The following is a 21,256-nucleotide window of genomic DNA, read 5'->3' on the forward strand; positions in this document are numbered from 1 at the left end:
GATCTTTTACCGATTGAGCAACTGACGAAGGAAATCAGCCACTTAGAAGGAATGATCGATGAATCAACTAGGCGGTTAACTGATGTAGTTTCTGGAGTAAAACAACAGATTCAGATACAAATAACGATTAAGGAAACTGAAATCAACCAACTTGACCAAGATCTGTTACAAGTAACCTTAAAATTAAAACAACAAGAAGAAGCGTATTTAACCAATGAGAAACACTGGCACAAGTTAAATGAATACAGCCAAAAATATGGGATTGACGGTGAAAAAATTGCTGAAGAAACCCAGAAAAGAGTAAAGTCACTACAGGAGGAATTGGTAAAATTAACGAATGAGTACCAAAATATCAAAGAAAAAATCAATCAAAATGAACAGCTGAATGTCAAGAATACTCATACGCTCAAAACGATCGAATTACATTATCAACAAGCGAAAAAAAGCTTAAATGATCTAAAAGGAAACGAACAGTATCAATATTATCAGCAAGAACAGGCGTTTTATGAAGCGCTTGGTATTTCTGCTATCTCTGATTTTAAAAGGCAATGTAAACGCGAGTTAGAAAAAATCAATGAACAAGAAACCAAGCTTATTGCTGAAAAAAACCAACGACTAGAACAAGTAAATGGGAAAAGTAAAACAGAATTAGTAGAAGAACAACGAATCCAAGCAGAGCAGATTCGGCAGCTCGTTGTACGGAGGAAATATATCGAAAAGATATCTTATCAACTGTTTGACCAAGTAATCATTGCACCAGAAGAATTGGAAAAAAATAAGCAAAAGTTGACTACAGCTATTTACAAATTAAATGAAAAAAATCAACTGTTGGGTCAACTATCTGGGCTTACCAGTGATTTTATCTCTGAAACAGGTATCGAAGAGAAAAGAAGCGAACAAGCAAAAGTAAAAAAAATCTATGACCACTTAAGTAGAAAAGTACAAGAACTAAAAGAATTAAAAGACAGTAAATTAACCGAGATCAAAAAGCAAATCAAAAGTACATTTAACTTAGATACCGTCAATCAGATTTTTCAAATGATCGAACCTCACCCTGATTTTCGTAAGATTAGTTTTAAAATCAATGAAGCAAATCCCGATAAATTAGGACTGGATATTATGTGCAAACGAACAGAGGACGAAGAGGATGCCCCGATTTTATATCTAAGTTCTGCCCAAGTAAATATATTGTCTTTAAGTATTTTTCTAGGAACCGCTCTAGAGAATACAGACAAAGTGAATACGATTTTCATGGATGATCCAATCCAACACTTAGATAGTCTTAATGAATTATCCTTTATTGATCTATTAAGAATCCTTGCATTTAAGCTAGGAACACAGATCATCTTTTCCACCCATAACCGCCAGTTTTTTGACTTATGTCAAAGAAAATTAGATGCCAACTACCATAATGCTAATTTTATCGAAATGAATTATACAGAGAATCAATTGTAACAAATTTAGTTAGTCAGAAAAAGTGAAAAAGGGAGCTCTTTGATGTGAGGTTAGCTGAAAGATTCAGAGTATAAAACAAAAATTGCCTACAGAAGTTAAAAAAGAGACGGATAGAGAATCAATCCCAACGAATAAGGGATTGATTCTTTTTTTCTAGATTAAATACAGATAGGAAGAATATATAGATTGGATGGAGAGTTGTACTACCTATACGAAAGCAGAAACTTTTTTAGATTCTACACTTTTTGATATTGGCGAAATTCGCCAACATTTTTTTATGATTTAAACGGTATAGAAAAGACATCATTCACTATTTGGGGGCTATTTAACCAGAGAAACCGAAACCTATACGACAACTTTGCGAACATTTAGAAAGTTTCTGACACAGATCCGAAATGCCCTCCGCTACAATTACTCAAACGGATTACTAGAATGTTTAAACAAGCCTATCAAAGTATTTAAACGAAATTTTTATCATTTCAAACGGCGAATCATGATTCGTCACGATAAAACTTTTTTAAGCAAATAAACATACTAAGATTAGTAGGTTTCTATTTCCTATTTTTTTCAACTGGTATCAGATTTCAGCACTTATGACTGTTATTTTCGCTAGGAACAATTTCTTAAAAATGGATAGTTTTATTATTTCAATAAAATAATTATTGCTAAATCAACGATTTAAGACGGTTGTAGAATTTTTTTCAGATTGTTTGTTGACAAAAATAAAAAAACCATCTTACCATTAGTTTGTGGTTATAACCAGTTTAAAAGAAGGAGAAACCTATGGGAAATTCTTTTAAAAACAAAGCTTTGTATCATCAGTTGGTAGATTTACTTAAAAATCAGATGGAAAGTAACATGATACCCCATGATAAATTACCCTCTGAACGAGAATTAACTGCTCAATACGGAGTTAGTCGGACAACGGTTCGATTAGCTTTGAAAGAGTTGGAAAATACAGGTTATATTTATCGGAGACATGGAAAAGGAACATTTGTATCCGATATCAAAAAGAACGTAGCAGATTTAGCAGGAACCTATAGCTTTACTGAACAAATGAAAAGTTTAGGTAGAACTGCTGAGACGCGGATCTTAGCTTTTGAAAAAATTGAAGCGGACAAATTTATTGCAAAACAATTGAATCTTTCATTAGGAGAAGTAGTCTTCAAATTAAGTCGATTGCGGATAGCTGATCGGGAACCGCTTATGATCGAAGATACCTATTTGCCAGTCAAATTTTTCTTATCATTAAATGATCAGCTTTTAAGAAGCAAACCTCTATATGATCTTTTTTCCGAGGATTTTAATCAGACCGTTCGATTGGCAGATGAAGAGCTATATGCAAGTGTTGCCTCAAAGGAAGATGCGAAACAGCTGATAATCTCAGAAGGAGCACCTGTCCTTCATTTAGCACGTCAAACCTATAATATGAAAAATGAAATTATCGAATTTACTTTAAGTGTCGCCCGTGCGGATCAATTTCATTATCAGATCCGCCATATTCGAAATAGTTAGGAGAATCGAAACATGTTTACAGTAGGAAAAGAAAAACTGGATCAGCTGGGTGCTGAGATCACGACTCGCGAAATACGCCAACAGCCTGAACTTTGGGAAGAAACCCTTGATCACTATCAAACAGTTCAAAAGGAATTAGATAATTTTCTTGCAATAGTTAAAGAAAAGGCAAATGGTCAGCGAACACGTGTAATCTTCACTGGTGCAGGAACATCTCAATATGTAGGAGACACATTAGTTCCTTATTTGCGCAAGAACGGTGATCGCCAAGCATTTAGCTTTGAAAGTATTGGAACGACTGATATTGTCGCAGAACCTGAAGAGTATTTAATTAAAGAAGAACCAACTTTACTTGTATCATTTGCGAGGAGTGGAAACAGTCCTGAAAGCTTGGCAGCAGTTGAAATTGCAAATCAGGTGGTTGATACGATCTATCATTTATCAATTACGTGTGCTGTAGAAGGAAAACTAGCTCAAATTAGTCAATCCGATTCCAATAGTTTTTTATTCTTGATGCCAGCACGTTCCAATGATAGTGGCTTTGCTATGACTGGTAGCTTTTCCTGCATGACTTTAGGAGCTTTGTTGACATTCGATCAAACAGTATTAGTGAAGAAACAACAATACCTGAAGGTTTTAAATAATTTAGGAAATGAAGTAATTACCCGAGTAAATGAAATTGAAAAAATCGTTCAGCTTGATTTTGAACGCATTGTTTATGTTGGTTCAGGAAGTCTAGCTGGATTAACAAGGGAAGCGCAATTGAAGATTCTGGAATTGACAGCCGGAAAAATTGCTACCATCTTTGATTCATCAATGGGCTTTCGCCATGGTCCAAAGTCGTTTATTAATCAAAAAACAATCATGTTCGGTTTTGTTAATAATAATCCTTACACGCGTGATTACGACTTGGATGTCTTAGAAGAAGTGCGTGGAGATGAAATCGCTTCCGGAGTGTTCGCCATTACTCAACCAGGGCAACGGAATTTCACTGGCGATAAATTCGAGTTTACAACTGAGGCCGAATTACTGCCAGATGGCTATTTAGCACTAAGCTATATCATGGTTGCCCAAATAGTCGCTTTGTTATCATCGATTAAAGTGAATAATAAACCAGATACACCGTCACCAACAGGAACAGTTAACCGAGTTGTAAAAGGTGTAACGATTCACAAATATAAGTAAAAATAAACTGGGAGGAAGAACCATGATTACATTAACCAGAGGAAAAAAAGCAGCAATGGATCGTTTATCGACAAAAGATGGTATTATCAGTGCCTTAGCGATTGATCAACGCGGAGCATTAAAAAAAATGATCAAAGCCTTAAATGTAGAATTAAATGATGAACAGATTGAGCGTTTCAAGGAGTTAGTTTCTAGTGAATTAACCCCTTATGCATCTTCTATTTTATTGGACCCAGAATATGGTCTTCCTGCTGCAAGTGCACGACATGAAGATGCTGGTTTGTTGTTGGCCTATGAAAAAACCGGCTATGATGTAACAACACCAGGACGCTTGCCTGATTTATTAGCAGATTGGTCAGTTTTACGATTAAAAGAGCAAGGAGCCGATTCGATTAAGTTTCTACTTTATTATGACGTAGATGAAGATCCGGAAATCAATCATCAGAAGCATGTCTTCGTAGAACGTTTAGGTAGCGAGTGTGCCGAAGAAGATTTGCCATTCTATTTAGAATTGCTATCATATGATACCCAAATTTCAGATGTTCATTCACTTGAATATGCCAAAGTAAAACCGCATAAAGTCAATAGCATGATGAAGGAATTTTCGAAACCACAGTACAAAGTAGATGTTTTAAAGGTAGAAGTTCCTGTCAATATGAATTTTGTAGAGGGTTTCAGTACAGATGAAGTAGCGTATACCAAAGAGGAGGCGGCAAAGTACTTCTTGGAACAAAGTCAAGCGACAGATTTGCCTTTTATTTTCTTGAGTGCCGGTGTTTCTACGAAGCTATTCCAACAAACATTGTTTTTTGCTAAAGATTCAGGTTCGACCTTTAATGGTGTGCTTTGTGGCAGAGCTACTTGGAAAAATGGTGTGAAGCCGTTTATCAAATCAGGTGAGGAATCTGCTCGTGCCTGGCTGAAAAGTGAAGGTCGTGAAAATATCGAAAGCTTGAACAACGTTTTGGCACAAACAGCCAGTTCTTGGTATGACAAAGTCCAAGTTGAAAAAGAAGTAGCTGTGAACTAGGAGGAGAGCTCGTGATAGTAACTGTAACGATGAACCCGTCAATTGATATTTCCTATCCGCTTGCTTCCTTGAATGTGGATACTGTCAATCGAACAGATCAAGTTAGTAAAACAGCAGGTGGAAAAGGACTTAATGTAACCCGAGTAATCCATGAACTAAAGGGGAATGTACTCGCTACAGGAGTTCTCGGTGGGTATCATGGGGCGTTTATTGCAGATGAATTAAAGCATGCCGGTATTAAGCAGAAATTTACAGAGATCAAAGAAGAAAGCCGGGATTCAATCGCTATTTTGCATGAAGGAAATCAAACTGAGATTTTGGAAGCGGGACCAACAGTTTCCTATGAAGAACAGCAGAATTTCCTAGAAAACTTCAAGGAGCTAATAAAAAAAGCAAAGATTGTCACAATCTCAGGTAGTCTTGCAAAAGGATTGCCATCAAATTTTTACCAAACGTTGGTCCAATTGACAGAAGAGCAGTCCGCAAAGGTTCTTGTCGATACCTCTGGGGAAAGATTGCATCAGGTTTTAGCTGGCAAACAGAAGCCATTTTTAATCAAACCAAATCTTGAGGAATTATCGACACTACTGAGACATTCATTTTCGATTGATCGATTAGAAGAAGTCCAGGAAGAATTGATTCAACCTATCTTCGCAGGTATTGAATGGATCATTGTTTCTCTAGGAAAAGCTGGAGCTCTCGCAAAACATAAAGATTGTTTTTATCGAGTTACGCTCCCTACGATAAAAGCAGTCAACCCAGTTGGTTCAGGAGATGCTACAGTCGCTGGATTTGCCTACGGCCTATCACAAGAAATGGATGAAATAGAACTTTTGAAGTTTTGTATGGCTACTGGTATGGCTAATGCACAAGAAGGACAAACAGGTCATGTTTCACCGGTGAATATTCAATCGCATATTGAAAAAATAACTGTAAAAAAGATTGAGTGAAAAAATCGATCTAGATAAAATCAATGATTTTTTGAGACCAACTCAATTTGGTAGAAGTTCCATTTTTTGTAGGATTCAACGTACTCCAGTAGTTGTTGTGAACCTCTACGTTTCGTCACTCGGACTTGCAGAACGGTCGTTTCATCGGTAAGAATCTTTAATAATTTCGCAACATTTAAAGGAGTTGGAAATATAATTTTATTTGTTTCCGTAAAATATTCCTCATTCATGTGGATATTGTAGTCTTGTTTAAAGCGCTGACAGCTGGAATTGTAATAACACAATTCTTGAGAATTAGGATCCACATATTGTTCGGGCAAATAAGTTTGCTGATAGATATATGCAGTTTTTTAGTTTTTCGTAAATGTCTGATGTAATCATAAAATGCTAAGGCTGGCAGTTTAAGCTTGTTTAAATAGTGTGGATCATTCCCTCGAGCGATTGATAAAACTTGGACTTGATCATTACTGATAGTGAATAATTCAATGTCAGAAAACCAGACCAGTTTTTCTTTACGTGAAACAAATGAGTCACGACCTTGATGACGAATTATGAATCCATCCTTTATTCATTCAGGGAGCGAATGACTGTAATAGAGCTTACGTTAAAAATTTATATTAATTCTGCTTCTGTATAAAGTTTATTGCCATTTTGGGATGTCTAAATTAACCCTTCAAACAACATCAAAGAATTAAACTTTTCGTTAGAGTCTTTGGTTTTGTATGTATAATTTGATTTTAACACGTTCTGTTATGTTGGATAGGGTTGACTTTCTATTTCAAATTATTTGATATATCAATATATTGAAAACGCTTTTATTAAAGGAGGGAGCTTTTGAACACATTTGAGATTAAAGAAGATTTTCTTCTAAACGGTAAGCCCTTTAAGATACTCTCAGGAGCTATCCACTATTTTAGAGTGGATTCAGCCGATTGGTATCACTCGTTATATAATCTGAAAGCATTGGGATTTAATACAGTTGAAACTTATGTACCATGGAATCTACATGAACCTAAAAAAGGAGATTTCCATTTTGAGGGAATTTTGGACTTAGAACATTTTTTGTCCATTGCTGAGGAATTAGGACTATACGCGATTGTTAGACCATCTCCATATATTTGTGCAGAATGGGAGTTTGGTGGTTTTCCTGCTTGGTTACTTAATGAGGGAACTCGGATCCGAACAAATGAAACCGTTTATTTGAACCATGTGGCAGATTATTATGATGTTTTAATAAAAAAAATCGTGCCGCATCAGCTGACAAATGGTGGAAATATTTTAATGATTCAAATTGAGAATGAATACGGTTCTTATGGAGAAGAAAAAGACTATTTACGTTCGATACGTGATTTAATGTTGGACAGAGGAATAACAGTGCCATTTTTCACTTCGGATGGACCATGGCGTGCGACACTCAGAGCAGGCAGCATGATTGATGAAGATATTTTAGTTACTGGAAATTTTGGTTCAAAGGCTGAAGAAAATTTTTCTTCAATGGAAGCTTTCTTCAATGAGCATGGGAAAAAATGGCCTTTAATGTGTATGGAATTTTGGGATGGTTGGTTTAATCGTTGGAAGGAACCGATTGTACAACGTGATGCAAAAGAATTAGCTGAGGCAATCAAAGAGGTCGTGCTGAGAGGAAGTATTAACCTGTATATGTTCCATGGAGGAACAAATTTTGGATTTATGAATGGTTGCTCAGCTAGAGGAGTGATTGATTTGCCACAGATTACTTCTTATGATTACGGAGCACCCTTAGACGAGCAAGGAAATCCAACCGAAAAATATTATGCAATCCAGACAATGATTCATGAAACGTTCCCTGATATCCAACAAATGGAACCTTTGACAAAAGACACAATGGAAATGAAAGATATTCCATTAATTGATAAAGTCAGTTTATTTTCAACATTAGATACAATTAGTCAATCAGTAAAAATGAAATATCCAGAAACGATGGAAATGTTAGGACAAAATACAGGTTATATTCTGTATCGCACCTCAATAAAAAAAGATGCAGAACATGAAAGACTGAGAGTAATCGATGGAAGAGACCGTAGCCAACTATTTTTAAATCAAAAACTGCAAGCTACACAATATCAGACAGAAATTGGTGAAGATATCATTGTTCCAATGCCTCAGGAAGACAATCAATTAGATATTCTAATTGAAAATATGGGGCGTGTTAATTATGGTCATAAATTATTAGCCGATACACAAAAAAAGGGAATTCGTACAGGGGTCATGGCTGATCTACATTTTATCACTGATTGGAATCAGTATTGTTTACCACTAGAGTCATGTGAGAAAGTTGATTTTTCAAAGGAATGGCATCCTAACCAGCCAAGTTTTTATCGCTATGAAGTAACACTTGATGAAGTGGAGGATAGCTTCATTGATCTATCAAAATTTGGGAAAGGTGTCGTATTTGTTAATCAGACCAATATTGGACGTTTTTGGGAAGTTGGGCCAACACTTTCGCTATATATTCCGAAAAGCTTATTTAAAAAAGGAAACAATGAAATAGTGATTTTTGAAACAGAAGGAACTTTCCAACCAGAGATCCAATTAGTAAAAGCACCACTATATAAAGAAATGAAAGAAGGATAAACAATGAGTATTATCGGAGTAAGAATTGATGGACGTTTAATTCATGGACAAGTAGCCAACTTATGGACAACCAAGTTGAACATCACACGGATTATGGTTGTAGATGATGAAGTTGCAAAAAATGATATTGAAAAAAGTGGATTAAAGCTGGCAACTCCACCAGGAGTTAAATTAAGTGTATTGCCGATTGAAAAAGCTGCTAATAATATTTTAGCAGGAAAATATGATTCTCAACGATTATTGATTATTGCTCGGGAGCCGGATCGTTTATTGAAGTTGGTAGAATTAGGAGTCCCAATTGAAGAAATTAATGTTGGGAATATGTCACAGACAAATGAAACACGGTCCATTACTAAATCAATCAATGTGGTTGATCAAGATGTAGAAGTATTTAACAAATTACAGGCTAAAGGTGTTCGCTTAGTAGCGCAGATGGTTCCAAGTGATAAAGCAGAAAATTTTATGGCTTTATTAGCGAAATAGGAGGATAAATAAATGGATATCTTATGGTGGCAGATCTTATTATTAACATTATACGCAGGGTATCAAATTTTAGATGAGTTACAAATTTATTCATCGTTGAGTGCACCCGTTTTTGCCGGATTATTTGCTGGTCTAGTGATGGGAGATCTAAAAGCAGGACTTATTATTGGTGGTAGTATGCAATTGACTGTACTTGGTGTTGGTACCTTTGGGGGGGCATCAAAAATTGATGCCAACTCTGGAACGATTTTAGCGACAGCTTTCTCAGTAGCGCTAGGAATGAACCCAGAGCAAGCAATTGCCGTAATTGCGGTACCAGTAGCTAGCTTGATGATTCAATTAGATATATTAGCCCGTTTTGCGAATACGTATTTTGCGCATCGCATTGATAAATTAGTTGAAGATATGAACTATAAAGGGATCGAACGTAATTTCTTAATGGGAGCCCTCTCTTGGTCACTTTCTCGTATGATTCCCGTTTTTCTAGCATTAGCATTTGGAGGAGGACTAGTAGAACAAGTGGTAGCCGTGCTAAATGGTGATTTGAAGTGGTTAGGCGATGGATTATCAGTAGCTGGAGCAGTTTTACCAGCTGTCGGTTTTGCTATTCTACTACGTTACTTGCCAGTTAAAAAGCATTTCCCTTACCTAATTTTAGGATTTACATTAACGGCATTACTAGGAACCGTCTTTACTAACATGCAGGTTTTAGGAACGGGTGTTGCAGGAGTTGTGAAGAATTTCGAAGGAATATTTAATTCACTTCCAATGTTAGCAATTGCCCTAGTTGGATTTTCTTTAGCAGCCATCAGTTACAAAAATGGACAGCTGATACCACATTCGCCAGCCCCTAAAGATGTTACATCGAATGATTCAGATGAAGGAGAGATTGAAGATGACGAAATCTAATTATAAGTTAACGAAGGAAGACTTTAAGCAGATCAATCGCAGAAGCTTGTTTACTTTCCAATTAGGCTGGAACTATGAACGGATGCAAGGATCAGGCTATCTTTATACAATTCTGCCGCAATTACGCAAGCTTTATGGTGATAATTCTCCTGAATTAAAAGAAATGATGAAAACTCATACACAATTCTTTAATACATCAAACTTCTTCAATACTATCGTTACCGGGATTGACTTGGCTATTGAGGAAAAGGAAGGTATTGATGGTAAAGACACTGTCTCAGGTTTAAAAGCTGGGTTGATGGGGCCTTTTGCAGCAATTGGGGATTCGATTTTCGCAGCGTTAATTCCAACAATTTTTGGAGCCTTAGCAGCCAATATGGCAATTAATGGCAACCCAACTGGAATTTTTATTTGGATTATCGCACAAATCGCTGTTATGATTTTCCGTTGGAAACAATTAGAATTTGCTTATCGTGAAGGAATCTCTTTAGTTACCACGATGCAACATCGCTTAACTGCCTTGACAGATGCTGCAACTTTGTTAGGGGTCTTCATGGTTGGAGCGTTGGTCGCTACCATGATTAATGTAAAATTGTCTTGGGCACCAAGTATTGGTGATGTGACGTTAAACATGCAAAACAACCTGGATATGATTTTACCACGATTATTACCAGCCGGTATCGTTGCAGCAATTTATTGGATGCTTGGCAAAAAGAATATGACTTCTACTAAGGCAATTTTCATAGTATTAGTGGTTTGTGTAGCATTATCAGCTTTAGGCGTGATTTCAAAATAAGTCAGGCTGATTCCAATTAGTGATGAGGAGTGGTTCAATGGGAAAACAATTAGTTTTAATTAGTCATGGACTTTTCTGTGAAGAATTGAAAAAAAGTACAGAAATGATAATGGGGCCTCAGGAAAGTATTCACACAGTAAGCCTTCTTCCTTCTGAATCAGCGGAAGATTTTCGTGAAAAGTTTGAAACAGTAATTGCCAATTTAGATGATTTCGTAGTATTAGCAGATTTAATGGGTGGCACTCCGTGTAATGTAGTTTCAAAAATAATTCTCGAGGGTCAAGTAATTGACTTATACGCAGGCATGAACATGCCAATGGTGATTGACTTCATTAACAGTCAATTAATTGGAACAGAACTTTCATTAATCGAATCTGCTACAAGTAACATTTGTTATGTGAATGGACGGATTTTCAGTGATGACGATGATGAAGATGAGTAAGATAAAATATATGAGTGATGAAGCCAAAGAAATATTTCTCTGATCAGACTATAGATAAAAGACATTTCAAACTTGTAATTTGAGTTTGGAATGTCTTTTTATCTAGTTTTGTTCAAAATTTTGGACAAAAAAGAGACCCTTTGTCCAATGATGTTGGTAAAGAGAAATTCTAGAATGATTGGTGAAAGATTGAGAAAAAAGTGTTCAGCATCAAGGAATAAGAAGGAATTTTCGAAATTTGACAAGAAACATAAATACTTGTTTTTGGTGTTGATTATTATCTACTTGGTGTGTCTCAAATTTTTTATAAATTTCAGCGAATTTTTGAGGATGCCGCTTTTGTCTCATTCTCCATTTTTTTATTTTATGATTAACCTCATAAAAAAGTGGGACATTCATTAGATTTTTTCTGATTAATGTCCCAGACTCGTCTACAGACTGAGAACTTGGAAGGGATACTTCCAGGACTTTTTTAAACGGTTGACTCAATGGCTTCTTTATACTTCTCAAAAAAGGGGGATAATTTGCGTGCGCTTTTTAATGTCAAGTTTAATAAAAATATTGTGGACATGAGTTTTAACCGTTCCTAATGAGAGAAAGAGCTGGTCAGCAATTTCCTGATTGGTTCGATGTGACAGTAGCAATATAAAAATTTCCGTTTCTCGTTGAGTAAACTGGTGATCCTGACAAAAGTCTTGAATCAAGAGAGAGGTGTCTTGATTTTGTGTTTTTTCTTTCTGAGGTTGATATTTTTTGATAAAGAAGTGCAGTAATAAAACACATATAACAATCGAAAAAATATCCTCTGAGACACTACGATTATAAATTTTTGTTACTAAGGAGCTATATTGATCGACATTGAAAATCACGAAACTATCTTCAATAATGATCAAAATACTAAAGAAGAGATTGATGAACATCAATTGCTTTAAATAGTGTTTGTTCAGCAAAGGTACATCCTTTTTTGTTCCTCGCCAACAATAAATTCCTAGGTAAAACAGGAAGAGTTGATTGCCCAGATAATAGAGCCAGACTTTAAAGGCTGAATTATCCATCAATGGGATGGTAATCATCCATGCAGCCAAAGCAAGCAGTAAAGCATAATGGAGAGGGGAAAGTTTTTCTTTTTGTAGTTCGGCAAGAATAGAAATGGAAAAAAAGGCGTTTCCCATAAAAATAATCGTTTTAACTGCTGACGCACTCATAAATGCTTGATCATAACTTTGTGCAAAGGAATTGAGGAACTCCGTCATATAAATAATCGTGTTATCAAAAATGAAGAATGCCAAATACAAACTGATCCAGAGAAATAAGTTGTTTTTTTCTTTTAAATAAGCATAAATAGCAAAAGTCATCGTGATTGAATATAAAATGATCAATAGAATGTTGTAAACAAAAATAGCTATCATATTGAATCCCCTTTCATTTTTTTCCTTACCTTAAATTTCTTATCTTAATTATAACACCGTTTTTTTTATCTTTACTTTTAATTCCTATAAACTTCCTTCTAAACTTTTGTAAACCCTTGGAAAATAAATGGTTTATATCCAAAAATAAACCAGCCTGTATCACATATAAAATGATAATGATAACGTTTACAACTTATAGCTTATCGTAAACTCTCACTTTTTTTCCTAAAGTGAAGATGCAAAGCAAACAAATTACTTAGGAGGTTTCATTATGGGAAAAAAAGATTTTATTACAACTGAAAATTACACGAAGGAAGAGATCCAACAAATTGTTGACCTGTCATTGAAAATCAAAGCGGCCATCAAGAATGGTTTTTATCCTCCTTTGCTAAAGAACAAAGTGTTAGGGATGATCTTCCAACAGTCTTCTACCAGAACGCGGGTTTCGTTTGAAACAGCAATGACACAATTAGGGGGGCACGCAGAATATCTAGCACCAGGGCAAATTCAATTGGGTGGTCATGAAACGATAGAAGACACGAGCCGAGTTCTTTCTCGTTTAGTTGATATTTTGATGGCTCGTGTGGAACGTCATCATAGTGTGTATGACTTAGCAACGAATGCCACGATCCCAGTTATTAACGGGATGTCTGACTTCAACCACCCAACGCAAGAAATTGGCGATCTTTGCACCATGATCGAACATCTTCCAGCAGGCAAAAAAATTGAAGACTGCAAGGTTTCCTTTATTGGAGATGCCACACAAGTCTGTTTCTCTTTAGGATTGATTGCAACAAAAATGGGAATGGAATTCGTTCAATTTGGACCAGAAGGGTTCCAGTTAAACGAAGACCATCGCGCACGACTAGACGCAATTTGCAAAGATTCTGGCGGCTCCTATACGATATCCGATCAAATCGATGTTATCGAAGGTTCGGATTTTGTTTATACAGATGTTTGGTATGGACTGTATGAAGCTGAATTATCAGAAGAGGAACGCATGCGTATTTTTTATCCTAAATACCAAGTGAATACGGACTTGATGAAACGTGCTGGGGAACAAGCGAAATTTATGCACTGCTTGCCTGCCACTCGTGGGGAAGAAGTCACAGATGAAGTCATGGATGGACCGAACTCGATCTGTTTTGATGAAGCAGAAAATCGGTTGACTTCGATTCGCGGTCTCTTAGTGTACTTGATGCGGGATTATGCGGAAAAAAATCCAATCGATGAGACCAAAAAAGCAGCGGCTAAAAAAGACTTGGAAGCTTTGCTAGGTGAAACATTTTAGACGCAAGAGATGAGGAAAGGAAATAATCTGCGTATCATGACGATGCGTGAGGATTGTCTCTGTTCTAGAGGAGGGGCTAACGATCTGAAAATCGATTCTTTCTAGCAGAATCTTGATCTCACACTAATGCAGCTTTTATGCCGCACTAGGAATCATACGAGGTGAGTCCGCAGGTTACAAGAATCGTTCAATCGTTGGTCCAACCTTATTTCCTTGTACCGGAAAGGAAGAAAACAATGGGAGAAAAGAAAAAATTTAGTTTGATGAGTGCTATATTATCTGTTATTTGTGTTGTATTTGTGGCAGAAGCGGCTGCACCGGTAGCAGCAATCGGAAATTCACAATTTTTTTGGTGGATCTTTTTATTGATTGCATTCCTTTTGCCCTATGGATTGATCTCGTCAGAGTTAGGAACAACTTATATCGGTGATGGCGGTATCTATGATTGGGTGACACAAGCCTTCGGACATCGCTGGGGATCTCGCGTTTCTTGGTATTACTGGATCAATTATCCACTGTGGTTAGCTTCTCTAGCAGTAGTCTGCCCTGATTTATTGATGACGATCACAGGCAGCGAATTTTCAACAGCGGCTGCTATCGTGATCGAACTGATCTTTATATGGATCATCGTTTGGATTAGTTTTTATCCGGTCAGTGACAGCGTGTGGATTTTGAATGGAGCAGCTGTCATCAAAATGCTGCTGGCAATCTTGATCGGTGGCTTAGGTCTCTATACTGCGCTTACTAAAGGTGTGGCGAATGAGTTTACTCTTTCTTCCATGCTGCCAAGTTTCAATTTAAATAGTTTGTCCTTTATTTCAGTAATCATTTTTAACTTATTAGGATTCGAAGTGATTTGTACATTCGCGAATGATATGGAAAATCCTAAAAAGCAAATCCCTCAATCGATCATTGCCGGTGGACTGGTGATTGCAGCCATTTACATTTTTTCTGCATTCGGGATCGGTGTAGCAATTCCTACGGATCAGATTAGTACAGGCAGCGGATTGATGGATAGTTTTAAGTTATTGACAGGATCAACAGGCGGCTGGTTCATTATTTCGATGGCCTTTTTATTCTTACTGACATTGTTTGGCAATATGATTTCTTGGTCGTTAGGGGTTAACAATACTGCTTGTTATGCAGCCGAAAATGACGATATGCCGAAAGTATTTGCCAAACGCAGCAAAAAAACGGCATGCCTACTGGTGCGGCGATTATGAATGGTATTGTTGCTTCTATCGTTGTCATCATCGCACCAATTTTACCAAATCAAGATTTATTTTGGGCATTTTTCTCGTTGAATCTAGTAATGTTCCTACTATCATATGTACCTGTTTTTCCTGCGTTTTATAAATTGCGCAAAATCGATCCAGAAACACCTCGACCTTTCAAGGTGAGCGGCAGCGACTTGTTCTTGAAGGTATTAGTCGCACTACCGATGATCATGATCGTGATCTCATTGATTTTCACAGCGATTCCTTTGCAGTTTGATGCTGAATCGCTGAGTCAGCAATTACCAATCACGATTGGAGCAATTATATTTGCCCTCGTTGGTGAAATCATTATCTGGATCAAAAAAATCAAAAAAGAAGGAGTACTGTATCATGGCAAAGCGAATCGAAAAGACCACACCGAAACAAGACGGGTTTAGAATGCCTGGAGAGTTTGAACCACAAGAGAAAGTATGGATGATTTGGCCAGAGCGTCCAGATAACTGGCGTGATGGAGGCAAACCAGCTCAAGAAGCATTTGCCGAAGTCGCAAAAGCGATCAGCAAATTCACGCCAATGAATGTGGTCGTGTCGCAACAGCAATATCAAAACTGCCGTCGTCAATTGCCTGCCGACATCACTGTCTATGAAATGTCGAACAACGATGCTTGGATTCGTGACTGTGGTCCTAGATTTGTCATCAACGACAATGGTGAATTACGAGGCAATGACTGGGGATTCAATGCTTGGGGCGGATTAGTCGATGGCTTGTATTTCCCTTGGGATCAAGACGATTTGATTGCACAAAAGATCTGTGAAATCGAGCACGTGGATTCGTATCGAACGGAGGATTTTATTTTAGAAGGGGGCTCCTTTCATGTTGATGGAGAAGGCACTGTTCTAACGACTGAGATGTGTTTATTGAGTGAAGGTCGGAATCCTCATATGACAAAAGAAGAGATCGAACAAAAATTATGCGACTACTTAAACTGTGAGAAAGTACTTTGGTTAGGTGACGGGATCGATCCGGAAGAAACCAATGGGCATGTGGATGACGTGGCATGTTTTGTTCGTCCCGGAGAAGTGGCTTGTATCTATACTGAAGATCAAAACAGCCCATTTTATGAAGCGGCTCAAGCTGCTTACAAGCGTTTGAATGAAATGACCGATGCCAAAGGTCGCAAATTAAAAGTTCATAAGCTTTGTTGCCCAGTAGAGAATGTCACGATCAATGGGGATTTCAAGATCGATTACGTAGAAGGAACGATGCCACGTGAAGATGGCGACATTTGTATTGCTTCTTATATGAATTTTCTGATCACGAACAACGGTGTGATCGTTCCTCAGTATGGAGATAAAAATGATGAGCTGGCACTTGAGGAAATAGCAGAATTCTTTCCAGATAAAGAAGTCGTAGGCGTAAATACAGTTGAGATCGTATACGGTGGTGGAAATATTCACTGTATCACACAACAACAACCGCAAAGATAGGTAGAGGCTTATCTTAAAAATTGTCATCGCATTGGGTGGAATTTTAGACGACGCTGCTCATGAACAATTGACCAAAGCCCAAAGCAGCAAATTCGATTACTGACCTGATCAATGACGGCCGTTTATTCGTTTTTAGAGATACTAGAAGAGACTGAGACAACTTTTGTCCCAATCTCTTTTTTTTTGTTTCATTGTCTATCATTAGCTGACGATCAGCTTGGTGATTCAACCATTAGAGGAAGCCAGATGTGGGTGAGATCTTTTCATAGTTTTCCCAAACCCATAAAAATCTCTCCTAGGTACCTTTTAAGTATATTTTAAAACAATAATGCATATATATACAAATTTAATCATTTTTAAGAGGTTGTTTTAAGAAGGGGAAATAAGGAACTTTCTTAGTTTCAGTAAACAATTAATTCTTTTTTACAGGTATCAAGATTTCAAATACACGTTTTTCAGGAATCGTGGTAGTAATTTCATCTTGCCATAATATTTTCCAAAAAAATCTTTCTGGAATAAATTTATTTTTTTGAAAATAGTTCAGTAGTTTCTGATTGATTTCTTGCTTATTATAATTTGAATCTTCTATGAAGAAAGAGACATATGTTCCATTCGATCTGGTTATAATTTTCTCTGCGTCGTAAAGATGACTTTGTTCCTTGTTTATTTTAATTAGTGACCTAAAAGGAGTTTTTTGAATGTCAGAAAAAATAGAATCTTCTACTAAAAAATTTATAGGATAGCCATTAAATAAATCTTTTTGATCTAAGGATAAATAAAAATCACTATAACTAGATAAAGAATCGATGGAGTCGTAGTAATGAGAATGCATTAAATCAGAACAAATAAAAGATTCTTCTTCTCTATAAGAATGAGTAATTATATCAAAATTTATATTTTTCAATGTTGTATACCGATCGATATAATTTTCTAAAAACGTCTGCATATGTTTTAAGTCATTGATTTTTTCATCTAAAATTTCTTTTCGCTTTTTAAATTCTGTCAGCGTGTCATCCATGTTTCGATTATCGAGAAAATATTTAATCTGTTCTAAAGGTACATCAAGAAATTTCAAGGTGAGTATAACGTCTAATTCAAAGCATTGGTCACAAGTATAATATCTATAACCATGAGTAGATATTTTTTTTGGTTTGAATAAATCAATTTGATCATAATAAATTAAGGTTCTTCTACTTAAATTGACGTATTTTGCAAATTCACTGATTGTTAAATAATTATTCATAATTACCTCCTTGAATATAACGTAACGTTACAGTTTATTCTAGCAGAGCAATAACCCAAATTCGTTATAAAAGGAGATTCTTATGTTAAGTTTAATCGAAATAAAAAAAGTATTTGGAAATGAAATAGTATTGAATCATTTATCAGGAGATTTCCAAAAAGGCCTCAATTTTATTTACGGTCCATCGGGTAGTGGGAAGACAACGCTATTAAATATCATTAGTGGTATGGATCAAAATTTTGAAGGAGATGTTTATTTTAACAATCAGTCGATGAAACGTTTTACGAAAAAAGAACTATCCGACTATTATTACAATTCAATCGGTTTTATCTGGCAAGATTACCAATTGATAGAATACTTAAGTGTAGAATGTAACATTGATTTAGTTCTAAGCCTATCGAACTTAAATAAAGCAGAACGAAAAATGAAAGTAGCAAAGGTATTAGAGGAACTAGGAATATCTGGATTAGCTAAAATGAAAGTGGCAAAATTATCTGGCGAACAAAAACAACGAGTAGCGATAGCTAGAGCATTAGTAAAAGATCCAGAAATAATCATAGCAGATGAACCAACTAAACACTTAGATATTAAATCGCCAACGTTGATTTCTTCCAATCTTTCGATGATTTATGGGGACATGCCTAAAGATAATAGGAATGAAATCAGTCTATCTTTAAGTGTTGCCTCGTCTTTGAGTAAGAATATTAATCAATTAGTTGGAAAGTACGTTGACTTTGAATACTTTGATAAGGAGGGACAAAAACATAAAATAAAAATGAAAGTGAGTGGTATCTCAAACGATACGTTTGATAACTTTACAATGAGTACGAAGCTGGAAAAGAAAATTTATAAAGAAGTAGCTAGAGGTGAGGCTTCTGCTATAGCGTTTAGTGTGAAAAATTTTGAGGACATTCCCAAAATTCATCGCCTGCTGAAAAGTAAGGGGTACGATATATACACTAAGGAAAAAGACATTCGTGCTTTTAAAAATAGTTTTGCTGATACTATAAAGTTGTTTACCATATTATCCAATTTACTTTTACTCCTATTTATCTCTGTTAGTTTTATTATAATCTATCGAATTTCTATCACTAGATATTCTGAAGTTGGTATACTAAGTTGCTTAGGATATAGTACCAGAAATATCTCTAAGATATTGAGAAGAGAAACCGTTCTATTTTGTCTACTATCCGTCTTATTTAGTAGTATATGGCTTCTTATTTTTAATACTGTATATAGCCAGAACTTTGGTTATAATCTAGAGTTTAATTTCCAACTAGGGATGCTTTTGTTGTTAGTAAATATTGGATTAGTTTTTGGCATAACTGGTTTTGTTAATTATCGATTGGTCAACCTATCACCTAGTCTGGCTTTAAAAAAATAAGATCTTTAACTTTAGAAATATAGTACTGACTAAGAGTCTGGGACATTCATCAGAAATAAATCTGAAGAATGTCCCAGTTTTTGTTTTTATTTTCCGCTAATCTTAGACTATTTTTATGAATCTAAAAAGTATAAATACGAACGAAGAAGTGTTATTCGCCGATCAATTAATGAACATTCCATTTCTTCTGCTCTTACTACACCAGCTCTTCAAGTACTTGTTTGATTGCCAGCAGATCGGCTAATGTGACTTGGGCATTGATCAGTAAAACGGGGACGGTTTCAAAACTTTCTGTTAAAGGAGCGGTACTAAGGCAGAGATCATAGTCTTCGTTTTCGAAATGGCTGCGAATATCCAGATGGTAGTAGCTTTGAAAAGAAGACTCGATACGTTCTTTGATTGTTAAAGAAAGTGCCAAAGGTAAATCTGTTTCGAGTTTAAGGTTGATTTTTTTCATAAAGGTGGATGGTGGTGAAACCAAGGTCCAAGCAACCGCTACATGTAACGCAAGTCCTTTTCGTTTGCTATCTGAGGATGAGTAAAGATCAATTTGATCTAACAATTGTTCAGAACGCATCAAAAGGTTGGGGAAATTCTGCGAGACATAGTGCTGTAGATTATAGCCGGTCAAGGTATGGATCGTCTCTCCAAATAGTTCGACGGACAAAATTCCAGAAAGAATCGTTCGCAAAATCAAGTTCTTTTTTCTGGTAGACAATTGTTGAGAGTCTGTATCTTTCAGTAACAAATGGATGATTGCTTGCAAGTAAGACCGATTTTGTACGCCTTCTTCTTGAGCGGTAAAATAATTAGCTAACTGCTCTTTAGAAAAAGTGAGATCCAGATTTGATCGTAGCCACAAGAAAATAAAGTGGCTCTCCTTTGTTTCGAGTAAGAAGTGTTCACTCAACTCATCTGTCAGTTTTTTTAAGAGTGATGAATGCTGGTCCGTCAATTGTTGGAAGATTTCTTGGTCTTTAGGCGGTAGATCAGGAGCTAAAGTGATCATTTCAGCTGTTATTTTTTTGCCTTTTCTAAACCGAATAATCGTCACGGCTAGTACATAAGTAGTAATTTTTAGTTCAATCTCATTGAAAGGAATTTCATTGATTTCATAAAAGTGTCGGGCGAGCATTTCACATTTTTGTTGAGAAATACCTGGAAATGGCCAGTGAAGACCAGAAAAATTTTTCCAAAAAAAAGCAACCATAAAATAGCGAATACGAGGTTCATCGCCGACTAAATAGAGCGTTCCTTTATTTTTTTTTACGGTAAACCCCAATGGCTGTAGTAGCGTTTCTAGTTCATAGCTTCGCTTTCGTACAGTAGATTCGGATAAATAATTCTCGTAGGCGAATTTGACTAGATTCACTTCATTTTCCAACAATAAAGTTTCAAATAAATTGAAAAAAGGATTTTCTTGTAATATTTTACGAATCAACGTTTTATAGTCTGTTTTGGTTCCTGTGAATTTATAGCCGAGACCATGTTTTGTATGAAAAATTGGTTCACGACTTTCATCTGTCATTAGGGAATGATTGCTTAGAACATCGTAATATTTGTAGATCGAACGCCGATCCATATTGAGGGCTTGGCTCATTTCTTCAATCGTTACAAAGCGCTTTTGATGATATAAAAAATGCAAAAGTTCGATTTCTTTTTTGACATCATTTCCAAAAAAATCATTGAATATTTCCATAAAATAACTCCTAACCAAAGATTCCCCTCGATTCTTAGCTGTTACTTGATGCCATCTTATCATAAAAAGAGGATTTTAATGTATTCCAAATGTACATTTTTTTAGCTCAGAAAAGATTCCAGAAAATTTATACTAGCAATTGTTGAA

At 36.1% G+C, this 21,256-nt stretch carries 16 protein-coding genes and 2 pseudogenes; 15 read left to right on the forward strand and 3 right to left on the reverse strand.

Annotated features, from left to right (window positions below; translation table 11 throughout):
* Positions 1-51 precede the first annotated feature (51 nt).
* From IGK91_RS02515 to IGK91_RS02565, 11 genes and pseudogenes are all read left to right on the forward strand, one after another.
* A complete protein-coding gene (locus tag IGK91_RS02515; RefSeq protein ID WP_325810240.1) occupies positions 52-1,455 on the forward strand; it encodes a hypothetical protein in 1,404 nt (467 codons plus the stop codon).
* A gap of 340 nt (positions 1,456-1,795) precedes the next feature.
* Positions 1,796-1,984, forward strand: a pseudogene (locus IGK91_RS02520) (transposase); the annotation flags it as partial.
* Positions 1,985-2,238: 254 nt separating this feature from the next.
* Positions 2,239-2,970 carry a GntR family transcriptional regulator gene (locus tag IGK91_RS02525; protein ID WP_010719963.1) on the forward strand — a complete coding sequence of 244 codons (732 nt, stop codon included), beginning with the start codon at positions 2,239-2,241 and terminating at the stop codon, positions 2,968-2,970.
* Between the two features lie 12 nt (positions 2,971-2,982).
* The gene (gene agaS, locus IGK91_RS02530; RefSeq protein ID WP_010738369.1) at positions 2,983-4,155 is read left to right on the forward strand and encodes an SIS domain-containing protein; all 1,173 of its coding nucleotides are present in this window, start codon (positions 2,983-2,985) and stop codon (positions 4,153-4,155) included.
* 22 nt (positions 4,156-4,177) lie between these two features.
* On the forward strand, positions 4,178-5,185 hold the full coding sequence (gene lacD, locus IGK91_RS02535; protein WP_010738368.1) for a tagatose-bisphosphate aldolase: 1,008 nt from the start codon (positions 4,178-4,180) through the stop codon (positions 5,183-5,185).
* Between the two features lie 11 nt (positions 5,186-5,196).
* The gene (locus tag IGK91_RS02540) at positions 5,197-6,135 is read left to right on the forward strand and encodes a hexose kinase (protein ID WP_181934185.1); all 939 of its coding nucleotides are present in this window, start codon (positions 5,197-5,199) and stop codon (positions 6,133-6,135) included.
* Positions 6,136-6,969: 834 nt separating this feature from the next.
* Complete coding sequence (locus IGK91_RS02545; RefSeq protein ID WP_010738366.1) at positions 6,970-8,748, forward strand: glycoside hydrolase family 35 protein; 1,779 nt, start codon at positions 6,970-6,972, stop codon at positions 8,746-8,748.
* Between the two features lie 3 nt (positions 8,749-8,751).
* Positions 8,752-9,231: a PTS system mannose/fructose/N-acetylgalactosamine-transporter subunit IIB gene (locus tag IGK91_RS02550; RefSeq protein ID WP_010719958.1), complete on the forward strand. Its 480-nt coding sequence runs from the start codon at positions 8,752-8,754 to the stop codon at positions 9,229-9,231.
* Positions 9,232-9,243: 12 nt separating this feature from the next.
* Positions 9,244-10,140 (forward strand): PTS mannose/fructose/sorbose/N-acetylgalactosamine transporter subunit IIC, encoded by an 897-nt coding sequence (locus IGK91_RS02555; RefSeq protein ID WP_010719957.1) that lies wholly within the window; start codon positions 9,244-9,246, stop codon positions 10,138-10,140.
* Positions 10,127-10,936: a PTS system mannose/fructose/sorbose family transporter subunit IID gene (locus tag IGK91_RS02560; RefSeq protein WP_010719956.1), complete on the forward strand. Its 810-nt coding sequence runs from the start codon at positions 10,127-10,129 to the stop codon at positions 10,934-10,936. Before IGK91_RS02555 ends, IGK91_RS02560 begins: the two co-directional genes overlap by 14 nt.
* Positions 10,937-10,973: 37 nt before the next feature.
* Positions 10,974-11,378, forward strand: coding sequence for a PTS sugar transporter subunit IIA (locus IGK91_RS02565; RefSeq protein ID WP_010719955.1), 405 nt, complete (start codon positions 10,974-10,976; stop codon positions 11,376-11,378).
* 506 nt (positions 11,379-11,884) lie between these two features.
* On the opposite strand, the gene IGK91_RS02570 is transcribed toward IGK91_RS02565, so the two are convergent.
* Positions 11,885-12,787 (reverse strand): response regulator transcription factor, encoded by a 903-nt coding sequence (locus tag IGK91_RS02570; RefSeq protein ID WP_181934186.1) that lies wholly within the window; start codon positions 12,785-12,787, stop codon positions 11,885-11,887.
* A 271-nt stretch (positions 12,788-13,058) separates the two neighbouring features.
* On the opposite strand from IGK91_RS02570, the gene ptcA reads away from it, so the two are divergent.
* The 3 genes and pseudogenes from ptcA to aguA all read left to right on the forward strand — a co-directional run bounded on the left by ptcA (position 13,059) and on the right by aguA (position 16,783).
* A complete protein-coding gene (gene ptcA / locus IGK91_RS02575) occupies positions 13,059-14,078 on the forward strand; it encodes a putrescine carbamoyltransferase (protein ID WP_034866258.1) in 1,020 nt (339 codons plus the stop codon).
* Between the two features lie 236 nt (positions 14,079-14,314).
* A pseudogene (locus IGK91_RS02580) lies at positions 14,315-15,732 on the forward strand (APC family permease).
* Positions 15,686-16,783, forward strand: a complete 1,098-nt coding sequence (aguA, locus tag IGK91_RS02585) for an agmatine deiminase (protein ID WP_081122984.1) — start codon at positions 15,686-15,688, stop codon at positions 16,781-16,783. The pseudogene IGK91_RS02580 and the gene aguA overlap by 47 nt, the downstream one beginning before the upstream one ends.
* Before the next feature lie 412 nt (positions 16,784-17,195).
* On the opposite strand, the gene IGK91_RS02590 is transcribed toward aguA, so the two are convergent.
* Complete coding sequence (locus IGK91_RS02590) at positions 17,196-18,026, reverse strand: MerR family transcriptional regulator (protein ID WP_010719950.1); 831 nt, start codon at positions 18,024-18,026, stop codon at positions 17,196-17,198.
* Between the two features lie 82 nt (positions 18,027-18,108).
* On the opposite strand from IGK91_RS02590, the gene IGK91_RS02595 reads away from it, so the two are divergent.
* A complete protein-coding gene (locus IGK91_RS02595; protein ID WP_081122986.1) occupies positions 18,109-19,410 on the forward strand; it encodes an ATP-binding cassette domain-containing protein in 1,302 nt (433 codons plus the stop codon).
* A 196-nt stretch (positions 19,411-19,606) separates the two neighbouring features.
* Here the strand turns inward: IGK91_RS02595 and IGK91_RS02600 are convergent, their stop codons facing one another.
* Complete coding sequence (locus IGK91_RS02600; RefSeq protein ID WP_081122987.1) at positions 19,607-21,109, reverse strand: helix-turn-helix domain-containing protein; 1,503 nt, start codon at positions 21,107-21,109, stop codon at positions 19,607-19,609.
* Positions 21,110-21,256: the final 147 nt, after the last annotated feature.

The sequence above is a fragment of the Enterococcus sp. DIV1208 genome (assembly GCF_050530455.1).
In the GTDB taxonomy this organism is placed as follows: Bacteria; Bacillota; Bacilli; order Lactobacillales; family Enterococcaceae; genus Enterococcus_B; species Enterococcus_B hirae.